16 protein-coding genes are annotated in these 18,347 nt (G+C 53.6%); 9 read left to right on the forward strand and 7 right to left on the reverse strand.

The features are described from left to right. Positions 1-3: 3 nt before the first annotated feature. The 3 genes from ACR3EP_RS11350 to xylF all read right to left on the reverse strand — a co-directional run bounded on the left by ACR3EP_RS11350 (position 4) and on the right by xylF (position 3,188). Positions 4-807 (reverse strand): ATP-binding cassette domain-containing protein, encoded by an 804-nt coding sequence (locus tag ACR3EP_RS11350; RefSeq protein WP_480637873.1) that lies wholly within the window; start codon positions 805-807, stop codon positions 4-6. After that, positions 807-2,105: a sugar ABC transporter permease gene (locus tag ACR3EP_RS11355; protein WP_170685390.1), complete on the reverse strand. Its 1,299-nt coding sequence runs from the start codon at positions 2,103-2,105 to the stop codon at positions 807-809. The genes ACR3EP_RS11350 and ACR3EP_RS11355 overlap by 1 nt, the downstream gene beginning before the upstream one ends. A 63-nt stretch (positions 2,106-2,168) precedes the next feature. Continuing rightward, on the reverse strand, positions 2,169-3,188 hold the full coding sequence (xylF, locus tag ACR3EP_RS11360) for a D-xylose ABC transporter substrate-binding protein (RefSeq protein WP_480637874.1): 1,020 nt from the start codon (positions 3,186-3,188) through the stop codon (positions 2,169-2,171). Positions 3,189-3,339: 151 nt separating this feature from the next. On the opposite strand from xylF, the gene ACR3EP_RS11365 reads away from it, so the two are divergent. Next, positions 3,340-4,557 carry an ROK family protein gene (locus tag ACR3EP_RS11365; protein ID WP_480637876.1) on the forward strand — a complete coding sequence of 406 codons (1,218 nt, stop codon included), beginning with the start codon at positions 3,340-3,342 and terminating at the stop codon, positions 4,555-4,557. Continuing rightward, the gene (locus tag ACR3EP_RS11370; protein ID WP_480637878.1) at positions 4,547-6,058 is read left to right on the forward strand and encodes a CRTAC1 family protein; all 1,512 of its coding nucleotides are present in this window, start codon (positions 4,547-4,549) and stop codon (positions 6,056-6,058) included. Before ACR3EP_RS11365 ends, ACR3EP_RS11370 begins: the two co-directional genes overlap by 11 nt. Here ACR3EP_RS11370 and ACR3EP_RS11375 read toward each other — a convergent pair whose 3' ends face one another. The 4 genes from ACR3EP_RS11375 to ACR3EP_RS11390 form a co-directional block, all read right to left on the reverse strand. Then, positions 6,059-7,360, reverse strand: a complete 1,302-nt coding sequence (locus ACR3EP_RS11375; protein WP_480637879.1) for a cytochrome-c peroxidase — start codon at positions 7,358-7,360, stop codon at positions 6,059-6,061. 1 nt (position 7,361) lies between these two features. Next, positions 7,362-8,309 carry an aldose epimerase family protein gene (locus tag ACR3EP_RS11380; RefSeq protein ID WP_480637881.1) on the reverse strand — a complete coding sequence of 316 codons (948 nt, stop codon included), beginning with the start codon at positions 8,307-8,309 and terminating at the stop codon, positions 7,362-7,364. Then, the gene (xylB, locus tag ACR3EP_RS11385) at positions 8,306-9,763 is read right to left on the reverse strand and encodes a xylulokinase (RefSeq protein WP_480637882.1); all 1,458 of its coding nucleotides are present in this window, start codon (positions 9,761-9,763) and stop codon (positions 8,306-8,308) included. The genes ACR3EP_RS11380 and xylB overlap by 4 nt, the downstream gene beginning before the upstream one ends. Positions 9,764-9,993: 230 nt before the next feature. Next, positions 9,994-10,773 carry an MOSC domain-containing protein gene (locus tag ACR3EP_RS11390; protein ID WP_480637883.1) on the reverse strand — a complete coding sequence of 260 codons (780 nt, stop codon included), beginning with the start codon at positions 10,771-10,773 and terminating at the stop codon, positions 9,994-9,996. Positions 10,774-11,160: 387 nt separating this feature from the next. Here ACR3EP_RS11390 and ACR3EP_RS11395 point away from each other — a divergent pair, with 387 nt between their 5' ends. From ACR3EP_RS11395 to ACR3EP_RS11425, 7 genes are all read left to right on the forward strand, one after another. Continuing rightward, on the forward strand, positions 11,161-12,480 hold the full coding sequence (locus ACR3EP_RS11395; RefSeq protein ID WP_480637885.1) for an ABC transporter substrate-binding protein: 1,320 nt from the start codon (positions 11,161-11,163) through the stop codon (positions 12,478-12,480). A 79-nt stretch (positions 12,481-12,559) separates the two neighbouring features. Continuing rightward, positions 12,560-13,507, forward strand: coding sequence for a carbohydrate ABC transporter permease (locus tag ACR3EP_RS11400; protein WP_170332156.1), 948 nt, complete (start codon positions 12,560-12,562; stop codon positions 13,505-13,507). Beyond that, the gene (locus ACR3EP_RS11405; protein ID WP_425082609.1) at positions 13,504-14,442 is read left to right on the forward strand and encodes a carbohydrate ABC transporter permease; all 939 of its coding nucleotides are present in this window, start codon (positions 13,504-13,506) and stop codon (positions 14,440-14,442) included. The genes ACR3EP_RS11400 and ACR3EP_RS11405 overlap by 4 nt, the downstream gene beginning before the upstream one ends. Next, positions 14,439-14,627: a hypothetical protein gene (locus ACR3EP_RS11410; RefSeq protein ID WP_010442360.1), complete on the forward strand. Its 189-nt coding sequence runs from the start codon at positions 14,439-14,441 to the stop codon at positions 14,625-14,627. The genes ACR3EP_RS11405 and ACR3EP_RS11410 overlap by 4 nt, the downstream gene beginning before the upstream one ends. Before the next feature lie 2 nt (positions 14,628-14,629). Further along, positions 14,630-15,727 carry an ABC transporter ATP-binding protein gene (locus tag ACR3EP_RS11415; protein ID WP_170351996.1) on the forward strand — a complete coding sequence of 366 codons (1,098 nt, stop codon included), beginning with the start codon at positions 14,630-14,632 and terminating at the stop codon, positions 15,725-15,727. Beyond that, positions 15,720-16,712, forward strand: coding sequence for an ABC transporter ATP-binding protein (locus tag ACR3EP_RS11420; RefSeq protein WP_480637887.1), 993 nt, complete (start codon positions 15,720-15,722; stop codon positions 16,710-16,712). Before ACR3EP_RS11415 ends, ACR3EP_RS11420 begins: the two co-directional genes overlap by 8 nt. 11 nt (positions 16,713-16,723) lie before the next feature. Then, positions 16,724-18,346: a dihydroxyacetone kinase subunit DhaK gene (locus ACR3EP_RS11425; protein WP_480637889.1), complete on the forward strand. Its 1,623-nt coding sequence runs from the start codon at positions 16,724-16,726 to the stop codon at positions 18,344-18,346. Position 18,347 lies beyond the last annotated feature (1 nt).

Here is an 18,347-nt window from a genome sequence, read left to right on the forward strand (position 1 = left end):
CCCCTACTCTGCTTTTTGTGCTGGCTGCTTGCCGAGAATGATCATCGACAATAGATCGTCATCAGTTACGTCTGCGATATCGACCGTCCCAACCAGTTTTCCGTTCTTCATGACCGAGGCGCGGTCGCACAGTTCCATGACGGCATGCACGTCGTGATCGATCAGAAATATCCCGATGCCTTGCGCCTTTAGCTGGTGGATCAGATCCGCCACCATCTGAGTTTCATGCGGCCCGAGCGCTGCTGTCGGCTCATCCATGATCAGAATACGTGCGTTGAAGTAGACAGCCCGAGCGATCGCCACTGATTGTCTTTGCCCGCCCGACAAGGCGGAGACCGGGTCATTGAACTTCTGAAAGTTCGGGTTGAGCTGAGCCATGATCTTTCGGCACTCGGCCTCCATGGCTGCGTCATTGACCAAACCAAAAGGCGTCGTCATCTCGCGCCCCAGGAACAGGTTCGATGTCGCGTCCAGATTGTCGGCCAAGGCGAGCGTCTGATATATCGTTTCGATGTTATTCGCCCGGGCGTCACGGGTATTGCCAATCTCGACTGGCTTGCCATCAATCAGGATCTTACCGTGATCCATCTGATAGGCGCCGGACAGAACCTTGATCAGAGTGGACTTCCCGGCCCCGTTATGGCCAAGCAGGCCAACGACTTCACCCGGATAGAGATCGACCGACACATGGTCGACGGCCTTGATCCCACCGAAGGAAATCGAAATATCGCGCATCTCGACCAATGGCGGCGCGCCTGACCCACGCCCAGTGCCGGAAGTTTTTTTCTGAGTATCCTGAGCTTGCATCACTTGGCCCCCAGTCGCTTGCGGTAAACAATGTCGATATAGACGGCCAACACGAGGACGCTGCCGACGACGATGTTCTGAAACGGCGCGTCAACGCCAACCATTGCCATGCCCGATTGCAGCGCCTGCATGATCAATGCACCAAGGATCGCGCCATAGATGGTACCGATGCCGCCCGACAATGCGGTTCCTCCGATCACTGCAGCGGCGATGACCCGAAGTTCGTCGAGCGTACCAATGTCGTTCGAATGGTTTGCCAAGCGGGCCGAGGCGACCACCGCGGAAACGGCGCACAAGAAACCCATCAAAGCAAAGATCTTAACGGTCAGCAGCCGAGTGTTGATACCCGAAAGCTCTGCCGCATCTGGGTTGCCGCCAGTGGCAAAGATGTACCGACCAAACCGGGTTTTCCGTGCCACGATCGTCAGGGTAACCGCGACTATGATTAGTATGAGGACAGAAATTGGTATGCCGTATCCGACGACCAGCCCCTCCGGCATTGTCTCTCCGCGCGCTTCGAACATACGTTGCAGTCGGCGCGTCGGTATGGCGTAGCTGTTTACGATGTAAACGTACCCAAGGATGGCGATTGCGATTATCCCGGCCAAAGTGGCCTCGGCCCAAACAGGTTTCACAGGAAAACCATGTGCTGCTTTTGCACGTCGGCCACTCCACAACGCCCAGATCGCGATTGCGGTAGCAAACAAGCCGAACAGCCAGCTTGTCGTCGTTCCCAATGTTCCATTGGTTCCGCCAAACATCAGGAATGTACTATCCAGAGGACCAATCGTCTGGCCGCTAGTCAGATACCACGCTACGTTTCTCCAAACCAGAAACCCTCCAAGTGTGACAATGAAAGCCGGTATCGTCAGATAGCCGACCATCCAGCCATGAAATGCACCAATCAGTGTGCCGACAAACAGTCCGACAACGATTGTGATCGCCCAGGTTGCCGGGTTGTTCAAACCCATACCAAGTACCTGCGGCAAAAGCTCGGTTTGCGTCATTGCCATCACAGCCGAGGTTGTTGCCAATAGTGCGCCAACCGACAAGTCGATGTGTCGCGTGACGATAATGAACACCATTCCGCAAGCCATAATGGCTACTGAAACCGTCTGGATGGACAGGTTGAATAGATTGCGCGGCGTCAGGAACCTTCCATCTGTGAAGATGTTGAATCCGATGCACAGGATGACAAACGCGCCGATCATTCCCAAAAGTCGCATGTCCAGTTCCAGTTGCTGGAACAGGCTGGGTTTCGCTTTTTCAGGTATCGGCTGAGACGAAGTTTCGGTCATTTCCGATCTTTCATATTCAGCATTTGCCCCAGGCCCAGACTAAGAGGCCCAGGGCTGAGTGGTTTAGTTACAAGGGGCAGGTCCGTTTTCAACGCCTTGGCAAAGATCTTCCAGCGGGATCCATCCGGCATCCACAACCACGGACAAGTTGTCCTTAGTGATTGGAACAGGCGCTAGGAAAACCGAGTTCATCTCGGTCCCACCCGGTGATGTCCAGCTAACTGCGCCTTCGACATCAGCAGGGCTTGTCCCACCGCTCAATGCGACAGCGATTTTGCCAGCGGCCTTTCCAAGTTCGCGGGCGTCCTTCCATACTGAAACCGTCTGAGTGCCCAACGCGACACGGTTCAGCGCTGCGTGGTCGCCATCCTGACCGGACACCGGAATGCCTTCCATGCCCTGCGCAGTCAGAGCCGCAACAACGCCACCTGCAGTACCGTCATTCGACGCAACGACCGCATCCACGTTGTTCTCGTTCGCGGTCAGGATTTGTTCCATGTTCCGCTGCGCGTTCGCGGGCAACCAGCCATCCGTATAGGCCTCACCAACGATTACGATGTCACCGCTGTCCACTGCTGCTCCGATAATTTCCTGCTGTCCACCCCGCAGGAAATCCGCGTTCGGATCAGTAGGAGAGCCCTTGATCATCACGTAGTTACCCTTGGGCATGGCTTCAAAAACAGCCCGGGCCTGCATTCTGCCGACTTCCACGTTGTCGAAGGTCAGATAGAACGCGCGGTCGTCCTCAATCAGGCGATCATAAGCAATGACCGGAATACCTTCGTCCGCCGCAGCCTGAACAGCCGGTCCGATTGCCTGCGCGTCCTGCGCCAGAATGATAAGCGCGTCCACGCCCTGGGCGATCAGGCTTTCAATGTCCGAAAGCTGCTTTGCGGAAGACGATTGCGCGTCTGCCGAGATGTACTCGGCACCCCCTGCTTCAAGCGCCGATTTGATGGCCGCTTCGTCTGTTTTCCAACGCTCTTCCTGAAAGTTCGACCAGCTTACACCGACCACTGGCTCTGCGAATGCGGTCGAAGCCAACAAAGTGGCCACAGCCGAAAAGCTGAGAATTCTCTTCATGATTTTCTCCCATTTGCCGAGCCATCGCATTTCGATTCGCGGCTCTCACAAATTTGAATACCATATTTATTTCAGTCGGTAAAATATTTACTCTACAAGAGGCACTCAAATTCAAATAGATTGGGCCAACAGCAAGATTCGCGAGGACAAGATGCTGAAAAGCAAAGCCTCTCCGGTTTCTTTGGAACAAAGAAATACGACCCGCTTACGGGTATTGGAGCACATCAGAGCCAAGGGGTCCGTCTCGCGGATCGATATTGCATCCGCCTTGCAAACCAGCCCTGCGACTGTCACCGCCGCCACGGCTGATCTCATCTCGGCCGGGCTGGTGAAGGAGACTGAAAGCCAAGCACAGTCAAAGTCGGGGAAGAGAGGCAGACCCAGAGTATTGCTGCAATTGGACGGCCAGATGCACCTTGTGGCCGGCCTCAAGGTGGCTCGGCAAGTAATCTCCGTTATCTTGGTCGACTTTGAAGGTAACGAAGTCGCATCCCATAAATATGCTCTGGATCACGCCAGAATGTCGCCGCAAGTATTTGTTTCGGCGATCCGCGAAGCTCTTGAAGAAACCTGCAGTCAGATCGATCGTACTGTCGCTCATTTGGCAGGTGTTTCTATCGGGGTGGCTGGACTGGTCGATGCAAACAAGAATTTTGTCCACTGGTCATCCTCAATTACTGAGAGAAATATTGATTTCAGCCACTTGCTTTCAAATGAGCTGCCCTGCCCCGCATTCGTCGACAACGACGCCAATCTTGTCGCCAAGGCCGAACAGCTTTTTGGCTTGTGTAAGGGTTTAAAGAACTTCCTCGTTGTTACGATCGAACACGGTGTTGGCCTTGGCATCGTATTGGATGGCAAACTATACCGTGGAGAACGAGGCTGCGGCGCTGAGTTTGGGCATACCAAAGTTCAACTTGACGGAGCCCTTTGCCAATGCGGTCAACGCGGATGTCTAGAAGCCTATGTGGGCGACTATGCTTTGATCCGCGAGATGACAGTCACCGGTCATACCAACGACATGGAAACCGTTTCCGACATACATGACCGCGCCAACTCAGGTGACGACAGAGCTTCGTCAGTGCTTGCCCGCGCAGGTCAGATGTTTGGCCTCGGGATTTCCAACTTGATCAACTTGTATGACCCAGAGTGCATTATCGTCTCGGGGGCACAAATGAGCTTTGAGCATTTGTGTTCCAACGAAGTTATGACCCGCATTCAAAACGGCGTTGTGAATGTCGATGCACCTTTGCCCCAGATCAAAGTTCATCACTGGGGTGACATGATGTGGGCCAAGGGGGCGGCGGCCTATGGAATTGAACAAATCTCAATTCTCAAGGTCAAGGAGCTGACGGCGAATGCGTCTTGAGTTTGCGATATTTGCGACTTTGGGCACAGTTGCGAATGCGGACACTGTTATTCCCCAGTTTACAAATGTGGATGTACCAAAACATGTCTATGATGGCGGGTGGGAGCATTTTGTCGGCGGTGGTGTGGCCGTTTTCGATTGCAATGGGGACTCGCTGCCAGAACTCTTTTTGTCTGGCGGTTCCAACCGGTCTAAACTGTTCATCAATACCTCGAAGAAACAGATAGCATTTCAGGCAAAGACGCCTGAAGATCTTTCGCTGGCCGGTGTGACCGGCGCCTACCCTCTCGACGTTGATAGCGACGGCATAGTGGATTTGGCGATTTTGCGTGTTGGCCCAGACCTGCTTCTTCGGGGCGATACCGACTGCCAATTCAGCCCTTTCACTGAACTCGGGTTTCAGTCCGAGGATCACTGGACCACAGGTTTCTCGGCAACATGGGAAAGCGGGCAAACTTTACCGACCTTGGCGTTTGGCACTTATGTTGATCGATTTGATCCCGAAGGTCCTTTTGAATCCTGCGGGCCAACCCTTTTGTACCGCCCAGAAGGCGACTTGTATCACGAGCCATTGCATCTTGAGCCCGGCTACTGCTCACTTTCTATTTTGTTTTCGGACTGGGCCCGAACTGGCCGTGCTGATCTTCGCGTCAGCAACGACCGTCACTACTATGTTCGCGGCGGTCACGAGCAGTTATGGGCGATGGAGGCTGAGCCTCGGCAATACTCGGAAGACGAAGGCTGGCTTCCATTTTCGATCTGGGGAATGGGGATCGCCTCTCGCGACCTTACAGGAGACGGATTTCCCGAAGTTTATCTGACCTCGATGGGCGACCAGAAACTCCAGATTTTTGACCCAGTGACAAACGGCCCGACCTGGCTCGATGCAACTTACGAAAAGGGTACGACCGCTCATAGACCGCATATCGGCGGAGACGGAAGGCCATCCACCGGGTGGCACGCACAGTTTGGCGACGTCAACAACGACGGCCGGGACGATATTTTCGTGGCCAAGGGAAACGTCGAACAGATGCCCGATGCAGCTCTGAACGACCCCAATAACCTACTACTACAGAACTCCGACGGACAGTTTATTGAAGCTGCAGCAGATGCCGGTGCTGCCTCGATGGCTAAGTCTCGTGGTGCGGCGATTGCTGACCTGAACAACGATGGGAAGCTGGATCTGGTGGTCGTCAACCGAGGTTCTGAGCTAGAAGTCAGCCAGAACACTTCTCAAGGTGGCAACTGGCTATTGCTGGATGTCACTCAGGATCAATCCAATCACGCAGCGATTGGTGGATTTGTTGAAGTCAAAACCTCGCTGGGTGTTCAGACCCGCGAGCTAACAATCGGCGGCGGTCACGCTGGTGGCATCGCTGGGTTTCAGCATTTTGGGCTCGGGAGTGAGGACCAGGTGCAGGTTCGTATGATCTGGCCGGATAGTTCGAAAGGCGAGTGGTCGGACTATCAGCCCAACCAAATCATACGTCTTCACCGCTGATTACTTTTCAACCGGTAACCCACTTGGAACTTGGTCGGGCACACCTAGCCGCTCTGCCGGGTCTTCAAGGCTTGCCAGAAATCTGAGAAGAGCGTCGATTTCCTGATCCGTCAGGCTTACTTTCGACAAGCTGTTGCTTTGGGCAATCGCACCCAAGTGCTGATTATCCGACATTGCCCTTTGGTCGTGAGAGCCGGGGAAGTCCGGCAAGGTGGCCATCTCGATCGAGTAGTTTCGCAAGGACGCCACCGGGTCCAGATGATGACGTACTATATCCTCAAGTTCAGCGTAGGCTCCGTTGTGTCCGTACGGAGCTGTCAGAGTCACGTTGCGCAAAGATGGCGTGCGGAAGGCAAACGCGTCGCCGGGATCACCAGTCACGCGAAGACGCCCGTCGTCCCTGACATGGTTTTCAAATCGCGCCGCCTTTCCCGGACCGATCTGCGGCAGTGCCATCGAATGAAACTTGTGATCCGTCTGAAACCAGCCCGAATGGCAGTTGCTGCAGCCAGCTTTTCCGTAGAACAGGCCCATGCCAACTTCGGCCTCTTCTGGCAATTCAGCCTCACCTCGCATCGCGCGATCGAAGAGGCTGTTATCCGCGCGCCACTCGAACGCGATAAAGTCCGCGATTACGTTGGCAATTGCCGTGAACGTAATTTCATCATCCGGCGCTAAGTCCTCAAACCTCTGCTCGTACTCTGGAATGGCCGCAACACGTTCTGCAATCAAATCCCACGCACCGCCTTGCTGTGTCAGAAATCCGAGGCGAACCGCTTTGCTCACGTCATTCTCAGAATAGTGACCCGCCATTTCGTCTGGCGACAAAACCGGGAACATCGCCTGTGCGGCCAGCGCGGACTTGAAACCAGACCGCATATGAGTACCCAACGGGGTTCTGATACCATCAGGTTGCGTTGTGTCTACCTCTAGTCGCCCATCATGAAAAAACGTCGTGAACTCAGTGGCTCCAAGATTCCAAAGCCCCGGTGAGTTTCGAGGAATACGTTGTTCCGGGGTATTCTCTGGGTCCAATGTCCGCTCTGGACCCAACCCAATTCCCCCTTCCCCTATACCAAGGGAAACACCGTCGGACGTGCCAAGCCTGGGATGATGACAGGTCGCGCAGCTGATATTCTTGTTGCCAGACAAAATCGGGTCATAGAACAGCAAACGCCCCAGCTCAGCACTTCCAAAGTCAGGATCAAGAAACTCCGGCAAAGTACCAAGCGATTGGGCACGCGCACCACCCACCGCTGAGATTGTTGAGCCGATAATCAAGAATAGCGAAACTGCTCTCATGTCATTCCTCAGAAACTTCTAGAATAAGTTCCTGCCGATACGGATTCTCCGGAGTATAGATGATTGAAGGAAACGACGAGATATTCGGTGCGTTGGGATGACCCGATGGCTCGATACACACACCACGTGAAGCGCAACGTGGTTTCGTCAGCTCATAGCCTGAATAAACCTGTGCTCCGAGCTGGTCAGAGTAGACTGTCAACGCAAGGCCAGAGGGTGAAGTGAGTTCCGCCACCGGAGCCTTTGGGCCGCGATCGTGATCAAAGCAGAAATAGTGATCGATCCCTTCAGCAGCACTTCCAATCGTTTTGGGCGTCGAAAAATCCAAACGGTTTTCGTTGGTCGCAAGCACCTTGCCTGACGGAATACCCTGATCGTCGATTTCCAGATACCGATTTGAAGCGAGTTTCAGCTTATGCCCGTCTACGCCATCTGCAGCACCCAAAGTGTAGTAGTTGTGCTGCGCAATGCTTATCGGCGTCGGCCGGTCAGGCTGTGCAGTTATTGAATAGACCAAGCGTGAGCCCTGTAGGCAGATCCTGACTTCGAACCTGATATTCCCTGGAAAGCCGCCCTCTCCGTCGTGAGAAACGTAGCTCAGCAAAACCTCGTTCTGTGCAATCTGTTCGAGTTCCCAAAACTGTTTAGACAGCCCATCGTCGCCGCCATGCAGGGTGTTTTTGCCCTCGTTGGCGTTCAGTTCAAAACTGGCGCCATCCAAGTCAAACGCCGCGCCGCTGATCCGGTTGGCAACGCGCCCAACAATTGCGCCCAGGTAACGCGTATCGGCGAGATACTCATTTGGGTCCTCAAACCCATGAATGAGCGGGACGTCCTTGTACCACCAACCCTGTGTGATAGCCCCATAGTTCAGGACCGAAACACGCATATCCCCGTCCGTGATAATAGCAGCTTCAATCCCAGAGGCTTTACCCGTTTCTGGTTTCATCTTGCTGCCAGCGGCGCAAGAGCCTGATAGAATTGCTTGTATCTCCGGTATTCGTTTTCGTAGGCGTCAATCAGATCGCCGCGTGGTTCGATGCGTTCCTGAATTTCCGGCGGCGTCATGATTTGCGCTGGTTCCGCATCGTTGGCTGCACATATCGCGAGGCGCGCAGCGCCCATTGCGGCACCGAATTCGCTGCCTTTTGGCAATTCCAGCGGAACTTGCAAAACAGTAGCCAAGGTTTCCAGCCAGAACCGAGATCGCGCACCTCCTCCAACTGCCATAAGGTTATTTGGCTGGGTTCCGGTGCTCTTCAGTGCTTCCAGGCAATCTCTCATTCCGAAAGAAACACCCTCTATTACGGACTGGGTCAACTCAGCGGGTTCCGACGAGATGTCCACGCCCAAAAACGCACCTCGGATATGGCTATTGTTATGCGGTGTCCGTTCTCCTGACAGATATGGCAGGAAGGTGATCGCAGAAGGTCCATTTATTTCTCCTGGCATAGCTGCAGCAAGTCTTTCCACGGGTTCGCCTAGATTGCGAGCAAGCCAGTTCATGCTGTTCGTTGCTGAAAGCATGACACCCATTTGTATCCACCGATCAGGAACCGCATGACAAAAACAGTGTACGGCTGTTTCCGGATCAGGAGCATAGGCTTCCCGCGCAACAAGCAACACGCCAGATGTTCCGAGTGAGACAAAACCGGTGCCGTCGTTGATGCTCCCGATCCCGCAGGCAGCGGCAGCATTGTCGCCAGCACCTCCAGCCACGACAACCGGATTCGAAAGCCCCCACTCCTGCCTCAAACGGACCTTCAACTCTCCACCCGGATCACTGCCTTCGACCAAGCTTGGCATCTGCTCGACACGCATGTGACCTATGGCCAGCGCCCTTTCTGACCACTGCCGAGTGTCAACGTCCAGCCAGGATGTTCCTGCGCTGTCAGACATGTCTGAGACATATTCGCCAGTAAGCCAAAACCGCAAATAATCTTTCGGCAACAGTACCTTGTCTACCTTTGAAAACACATCCGGCTCGTGGCTGCGCAACCACTCGAGTTTCGGCGCCGTAAACCCGGGGAATACGATGTTCCCCGATATTGCGCGCATCTCTGGCGATTGATCCAGTATCCTCGCCTCATCAGCTGACCGTGTATCGTTCCAAAGAATACAGGGCCTCAATATTTTGCCATCAGAATCCAGTAGTGTAGCGCCGTGCATGTGTCCGCTTAGGCCAATACCTCGCAATTTTGAGAATGCTTGCTGGTTGCCGACGCGAAGCTTCCCAACAACCTCGACGCAAGCGTTGGTCCAATCCAAAGGATCCTGCTCAGACCAGCCAGGCTTGGGCGTCGAGGTGGAAATGCTGACTTCGGCATCACCGACAACGTGTCCTGAGTCATCTACCAGAATCCCGCGGAGACCTGACGTTCCCAAATCTAAGCCCAGATACATTGAGGACCACCTGCATAAATATTTTAATGATTAAAATTATTTTAAAAAGGAATCTTGTCAAGGCTCCGTCAAAGGAGTGCCCTCCAATCGTATCTTGATCAGAAAGCACGAACGCAACGTTCTTCGATACCCCCGATAGCCAAAAGAAAGACAGAGCAAGAGTTGAGTTTAATCGTCTGCCCGAACATGGCTCAAACCTCTTAGAAAAGCCACTTTGACGGGGGCAAGGTTTAGGCGAATATTTCCCCAGTTTGACCGACCGTTAGCGTTCCACCATTAACCACTTCGACATAGACGCCCATATCCATATGCCCCATCAATTTCCGAATAAGGTACGGTACTTTCAAGTCGCGCTCGGCCGTTTTCGGGTTCACTTCAGTTGCTGCACACCTTTTCGTACGTGAGAGTATCTTCAACTCGACATCGCCAAATCTTAAAACTGATCCAACTGCATCCAGCTCAGCAAACGAAGGTAATCCGTCTATCTCAATATTCGCTCGGAAGCGCGCCGGGTGAATTTCTGCGTTCAGTTGTTCGCCCAACTTTTTCACAGAGGCCAGATTCAAAACGGATATCGCGTTCATCATTTGCGGCGATACGACAGATACATCCGTAAACCTATGAGGAGTAGAAGAAACAAACTTTGGCAGCTCTGGATCTTTTAAGTCGATCTCTGAAGAAAGGAACTCTGCCGCCTTCTCCCGATCTTCAGATTCTCGCATATCAAAGCGTCGTGTCTTTCCGTTCGCATTGATCTCAAGTGCCTGAGATTCAATTTCAAAACCGGTCTGAATGCCTGCCAGTGCAGCCTCGTTCAACAATACGACAAAACGATCTTTCGGCAGAGGCATTGGGTTCTGCATGTCGAAACCGGAGTTGTAGCGAGCAAATCCGAACAGGCGATCGCCCGGAATGCCCTCTCCTGCTCGCAGCGTCACAGTTCGCATAGGCTCGGAACTCAAGCCTTTTATAGGGTAGCGGTTCAATCGGACGATGGAGAGATTGCTCATACGTCAACACCTAACCAAAAAGAGTTATGCACGGTCCCGAGTTGTCAGCGCTGTTTGACGCTATCTCGAATTCTCAAAGGTATCGACCAAATAATCTTTGAACGCTTCAGAAGCGGGTTCGCTAAACCTGTTGGCCGCATGACGGCTGCGCCCATTTAAGTCGATATGACTATTCAATACCTCGCTGCCAAAAATACATGCGCATCAAGTTCAAAGAACAATTTCTCTAGGAATCAATAGCTAAGAGACAAAATTTGCGATCTCCGCTGGTCTCTTGAGGTACGAACCTCAAAATTATCTGGACTTGAGGTGCGTACCTCAAATAGCCTTGGATGTATGCCGCGATTCGCACATCCTCGATTGACGGCGCAAAAAAGGGAGGAATGGATGACTTACACAAAACTGGCCTCGGCCAGCGCAATAGTCTTTGCCGCTACTACTCTTTCTACCAAGGCAAATGCTGAAGATCTGACACTCTGTTGGGCTGCATGGGACCCGGCCAACGCGCTTGTTGAGCTATCAAAAGAATTCGAAGCAGAATCCGGCCACTCGATGAACTTCGAATTTGTTCCCTGGCCAAATTTTGCGGACCGGATGCTGAATGAACTGAACTCTGGGGGTAAGCTCTGCGACCTGCTGATTGGTGACAGCCAATGGATCGGCGGCGGCGCCGAAAACGGCCACTATGTCCAGCTGAACGACTTCTTCAATGCAGAAGGCATCAGCATGGACGATTTCGCGCCGGCCACGGTCTATGCTTATTCGACTTGGCCTAAGGGCACACCAAATTACTACGCACTGCCTGCGATGGGCGATGCGAATGGCTGGTTCTATCGCAAGGACTGGTTCGAAAACCCCGAAATTCAAGCCGCATACAAAGAAGCAACTGGTCAGGATTTACGCGAGCCCGAGTCTCAAAAAGAACTATTGCAGATCGCGCAGTTCTTCCAAGGTCGTGAGATCGACGGCAAGACCGTCTATGGGGCAGCAATCTTTACCGAGCGCGGCTCGGAAGGGATCACCATGGGTGTGACCGGAGCACTGTATCCTTGGGGCTTCAAATACGAAAACACCCCGGGCTCATATGATATGGAAGGCGCAGTAAACTCACCGGAAGCGGTTGAGGCGCTGGAGTTCTATAAAGAATTCTACAAAACGGCGACGCCTCCTGGATATACCAACTCCTACATGGGTGAGAGCTTGGATGCATTTAAGTCCGGTCAGGTCGCTATGGCGATGAACTGGTTTGCGTTCTTCCCTGGTCTATATGCCGATCCCAATACAGGTGGTGACAAGATCGACTTCTTCGTGAACCCACCACAAAATCAGCCAGGCTCGACACTCGGCGGACAAGGTATTTCTGTCGTCAGCTACTCTGACAAACAGGACGCCGCACTTGAGTACATTAAGTGGTTTGCACAGCCGGAAGTTCAGGCCAAATGGTGGGAACTTGGAGGCTATTCGGCACATAACTCGGTTCTGGAAGATCCTGGTTTCGTAGACAGCCAACCGTTTGCCGGTGACTTTCTGGAAGCAATGGCTGGAGTTCAGGATTTCTGGCAAGAGCCCGCCTATGCGGAACTGCTGCTGGCAATGCAGAAGCGCATCCACGACTACGTGGTTGCCGACCAAGGCACAGCTCAAGAAGCGCTAGATCTTCTGATCGAAGATTGGACGGAAGTCTTCGAAGACGAAGGCAAGCTGTAGTCTGGAGGCAGCTAGGAGCGGGTGCACTCCCGCTCCACCTTCACCCGTGAGTCCGAAACCAAAAAGAACTGGCAAAGAGATGTCTGACAGGACCGTAGATCGCGTTGCGCAGGCAACGCCCGAGCGAGTTGCGCGAAAAATCCGAGGGTTATCCGACCGCGCGATCGCCTGGATATTCATCTCACCAACGATTTTCTTATTGCTGGCGATCAACATCTTTCCGTTGATCTGGACCATCCAACTAAGCTTTACCAACTACAAGGCCAACCGGATCGGGCGTGAAGTCAAAGATGTCGGGCTCAGGAATTACGAGCGTATCCTGACAGACTCGGACACATGGCTGAATATGCAGGCGACGGCGCATTTCCTGTTCTGGACAATTTTTTTCCAGGTCCTGATCGGGTTTACTCTGGCATGGTTGATCAACAAGAAATTTAAGGGCAACGATCTTTGGACCACGATTATCGTGCTGCCGATGATGCTGTCTCCTGCAGTCGTCGGGAACTTCTGGAAGTTCCTGTATCAACCTCAAATCGGCCTGTTTAACTACATCGTGTCCTGGTTTACCGGCAAGGACCCATCGAGCTTTGAAATGCTGGGATCGGTCACGTTGGCCCCGTGGGCAATCGTGATTGTCGACACCTGGATGTGGACCCCCTTCGTGATGCTGATCTGTCTGGCCGGTCTGCGCAGCATTCCAGACTACATCTACGAGGCAGCTGAGATCGACCGAGCCAGCAAGCTGCGGCAGTTCTTTACGATCACCATCCCGATGGTGTTGCCGTTCCTGATGCTGGCCGTGCTGTTTAGAGGGATCGAGAACTTCAAGATGTTCGACCTAGTGGTTCAGCTAACCGGTGGAGGGCCCGGTTCTGTTACGGAACTCACTTCAATCAATCTCAAGCGGGAGGCTTTTGAAAAGTGGCGTACGGGCTATGCCTCGGCCTATGCGATCATCCTTTTCGTCACCGTGTTCGGCCTTGCGTCGATCTACGTCAAAGCCCTGAACAAGGTGAAACAGAGATGAGTAGTTTTTCCGTCACTGAACCTTCGAACCGGTCCAAGTGGATCGCAGGCTTCTTGGTTATTACTTACGCGCTGATCACGATGATCCCGCTGGTTTGGATTTTGCTAACTGGCTTCAAGTCTCCAGCCGATGCGATCAGCTACCCGCCCAAGATCGTCTTTGACCCAACGCTTGAAGGCTACGTCAATCTCTTCACCACACGCACGCGGCAGACGCAGGAATTTCTGGAAGCGAACCCACCGCAGAACTGGGCCGATGAGATCGTGCGCCAATACGACATGGTGATTGTCGGACCATCCAAATTCGGTGAGCGCTTTATGAATTCAGTTATCATCGGATTCGGCTCGACGTTCTTGAGTATCTTTCTTGGCACGCTGGCCGCCTACGCTTTCAGCAGGTTCAAAGTCCCACTTAAGGACGACCTGCTGTTCTTCATCCTCAGTACAAGGATGATGCCCCCGGTCGCCGTTGCCATCCCAATCTTCCTGATGTTCAGAAACCTTGGGCTGAGCGACACGCATCTGGGAATGATCCTGCTGTATACGGGTGTGAATATTTCCCTGGCGGTCTGGTTGCTGAAGGGTTTCATCGACGAAATCCCAAGAGAGTACGAAGAGGCCGCCCTCATAGATGGCTACACGAGGTTTCAGGCATTCTACAAAGTGGTGCTGCCGCAAGCCGCGACCGGCATAGCCTCAACAGCTATCTTTTGCCTGATCTTCGCCTGGAATGAGTACGCGTTTGCCGTGCTGCTGACATCCGCGAACGCACAGACTGCACCACCGTTCATCCCGACCATTATCGGTATCGGCGGTCTGGACTGGCCTGCCGTGGCGGCCGGTGCAACGATCTTCCTCATCCCAGTCATGATTTTCACCATCCTGATGCGCAAACATTTGCTGCGTGGGATCACATTCGGAGCCGTGCGCAAATGAGCGACTTTCTAACCGGATTGATGCGGCTCCGCCGCGGCCCATGGGAGATGGTCGCAACCATCCTTATCGCACTGGGTGTCTTTATGCTGATGCAGCCCTTTGTCCTTTGGGCCTTCACCTACTCTTTCATCGTCACGCTGATCGGAACCGTCATGTTCATCATCGTCAGCCATTTCCCGGAGTAGAAATGGCCCAGATCGTAGTCAAAAACGTAAAGAAGATGTTCGGCGACTTCACGGCTGTCCGTGAAAGCTCGTTCACGATTGAGGATGGTGAGTTTTTCATGCTGCTCGGGCCATCTGGCTGCGGAAAGACGACGACACTGCGGATGATTGCAGGGTTGGAGCTTCCAACGTCGGGTGAAATCTATCTGGACGGTGAAGAGATCAGCCAGCGGCCGCCATCAGAACGGGACATTGCCTTCGTGTTCCAGATGTTCGCGCTGTATCCCCACATGAACGTGCGCAAGAATATCAGCTACCCCCTGATATCGCAGGGCATGCCGCGTGCTGCTGTCAAAGCCAAAGTAGAGGAAGTAGCAGGAATTCTGGGGATCAACGACATCCTCGATAGCCCAGTGGGTGGACTTTCAGGTGGCGATAGACAGCGCGTAGCGCTGGGTCGCGCGATTGTTCGGGAGCCCAAGGCGTTCATGATGGACGAACCCCTTGGTGCCTTGGATGCTGAGTTTCGGGAACACATGGCCGAAGAGTTGCGTGCGCTTCATGATCGCATGGGGGCGACCACTGTGTACGTCACGCATGATCAGCTGGAAGCCATGCAAATGGGCGACAAGATCGTGGTGATGAATAATGCTGTGATCGAGCAATTTGGCACACCTCAGGAAATCTACGACAAACCGGCGACGATGTTTGTGGCGGATTTTATCGGGTCTCCTTCGATGAACTTCCTGCCGTTTCAGGGAAAGGTCGAACCCGGCTCGGAAACGGTTCGACTGAACGGCCATGACGAAGCCGTACCGAGATTGATGGAAGGGGCGGAAGGTGACTTGGTTTTTGGCGTTCGCCCCGAACATGTTTTTCTGTCGGATGCGAGCGAATACAGGGCCAAGGTTCTGGCCGCAGAATACCTTGGAACCACCCAGATCGTAACATTGCAAAGTCCGAACGGAGAACTGAAAGCCCGCATTGATGCACGCGAGGTCGTCAGTCCCGGTGAGACAGTGGGATTGGAGTTCCGCTCCCCCGCAGTAACTTTGTTTGAAAAATCTACCGGGCGCGCGTTGAGGTCCGCTCTGAACGACGAGGTACTAAGCAATGGCTGAAGTCGTTTTGGAGAACATCTCGAAGTCATTCGGCAACGTCACAGCGGTGGATGATATCTCAATGACGATCCCCAACGGTGCCTTTGTGGTGTTGTTGGGTCCGACTGGCGCGGGAAAAACAACGACACTGAGATTGATTTCAGGGCTTGAGAAACTGGATTCAGGAACAGTGCGCATCGCCGGGCGTGACGTTGGAATAGACACTCCCGCGCAGCGCGATGTAGCAATGGTCTTCCAGCAATACTCGCTGTACCCGCATATGACAGTGCGGGAAAACCTGTCTTTCCCTCTGCGGTCGCCGATCCTGAAAACACCAGAGTATGAGATTACGAGGAAGGTAAACGAAGTCGCTGAGATCCTCCAGATCCCGCACAAACTGGACAACAAAGCCACTGAATTGTCTGGCGGTGAAATGCAGCGCGTTTCAATTGGACGGGCGCTTGTGCGCGACCCCCAGATATTTCTGATGGACGAACCGCTCAGCTCTCTGGACGCCAAACTACGGGCGGATTTGCGGGTAGAACTGAAGAGAATTCAGGCAGATCTGGGATCGACTTTGCTGTACGTGACCCATGATCAGGTCGAAGCCATGACAATGGCGACGCATATCGGGGTTTTGGAAAACGGCCGGTTGGTGCAGTACGGAACACCCCGGGACATTTATGAAAACCCGGGCAGTGTTTACGTAGCCAGCCGGTTGGGTCTGCCTCGGATCAACATCTTGCCGTCCGAATTGTTCGGAGGCGATCACAAAGGCCCGCAGATTGGCCTGCGCCCGGAAAACATCATTGAAGGCGAAGGCAGTGAAGCGCGTGTGATACGCGCTGAACATCTTGGGGATCAAACGCGGTTGCACCTGGACTTAAACGGTCACCCGGTTGTGACCTTGATTGATGTCCATCAGGACTATCCATCTGGAAAATCTATAAAAATCCGCCCACACAACCCATTGTATTTTGACGCGTCCGGCGCGCGAGTGAATTAAGGAGCAAAAGCATGGCCCAGTTCCTCAACACAAAAGAAACCCTGGTAACAGAGGCCATTGATGGTCTTCTAGCCTCCTCCGGAGGGCAACTTACCCGATTGGACGGATACCCGCATATCAAGGTTGTCTACCGGTCGGATTGGGACAAGTCGAAAGTCGCCTTGGTTTCTGGTGGAGGGTCTGGCCACGAACCCGCCCATGCGGGCTTTGTTGGTGCTGGTATGCTTACGGCCGCGGTCTGCGGGGAAGTCTTTGCATCCCCATCAGTCGAAGCGGTTTTGGCGGGCATTCTTGCGGTCACGGGTGAAGCTGGGTGCCTGCTGATCGTCAAGAATTACACCGGTGACCGGCTGAACTTTGGACTAGCGGCTGAACGCGCCCGTGCATTGGGTCGCAAGGTAGAGATGGTCGTCGTTGATGATGACATCGCCCTGCCCGACCTTCCGCAACCACGTGGCGTGGCAGGTACGTTGTTCGTGCACAAAATAGCCGGAGCGCTTGCAGAAAGTGGTGCTGATCTGGACACCGTCACCGCCGCAGCAAGACGCACCATAGCCAAGGTCGTCAGCATTGGTATGAGCCTGGACACCTGTACCGTTCCGGGATCTCCGAAAGAAGACAGGATCGCCCCCGGGAAAGCAGAGCTTGGCTTGGGTATACATGGCGAGCCCGGTGTACAGCAAGTCGAATTCTCAAATGCTGTATCGGCCATGTCCACAGTGGTGGAGAAGCTGAAGCAAAGGGTAGAGTCCGGGGATTGTGTAGCGTTGGTCAACAACCTGGGTTCTACAACGCCGCTGGAAATGGCTGTCCTCACGCATGCGTTGTCCGAAACTGGTATTGCCCACCATATCATTGGCCCGGCCCCAATGATGACATCGCTGGATATGCACGGGTTTTCTGTTTCTATTCTGCCGGTAGATCAGGACGATTTATCGGCGCTTAAAGCGCCTGTTGACCTGGCGGCTTGGCCCGGCGTCAATTCCATCGACTCGATAAAAGTAGCGCCTTTGCCTGATGGTTTGACTCCAATCGATCCAATTCCTTCGAACAATCCCTCCACAAGGGAAACGATCACCCGGTTGTCTGAACTGCTCATCAACGCAGAGAAGAACCTGAACGAGCTGGACGCGAAATCCGGAGATGGGGATACGGGAAGCACACTCGCCACTGCCGCAAGAGCTTTGCAAGGTAGCCTTGACCGCATGCCGCTTGCTGATCTGACGCAACTGTTTCCGGCATTAGGTAATGAGTTAAGCCAGACAATGGGTGGTTCTTCTGGCGTGATACTCGCAATTTTCTTCAACGCAGCTGGCGATGCCTGTGCGAGCGGAGCTTCGGTATCGAAGTCTCTGGTCGAAGGCTTGAATCGTGTCAGCCAGGTTGGGGGTGCCAAGGTCGGTGACAGGACAATGATTGACGCCCTGGCACCAGCACTTGCCGCACTACCATCTGGTCTGACGCATGCAGCGGAGGCTGCCCGCCAAGGCGCGAACAACACCGCAAATATTCGTCGTGCGAAGGCGGGCCGCGCGGCCTATGTTCCCGAAGAAAACCTAGTTGGACATAACGATCCCGGCGCTGAAGCTGTTGCTTTGTTGTTTGAAGGCTTGGCACGGGAGATTGAGGGCTGAA

Source organism: Ruegeria sp. BB10, from assembly GCF_056535725.1.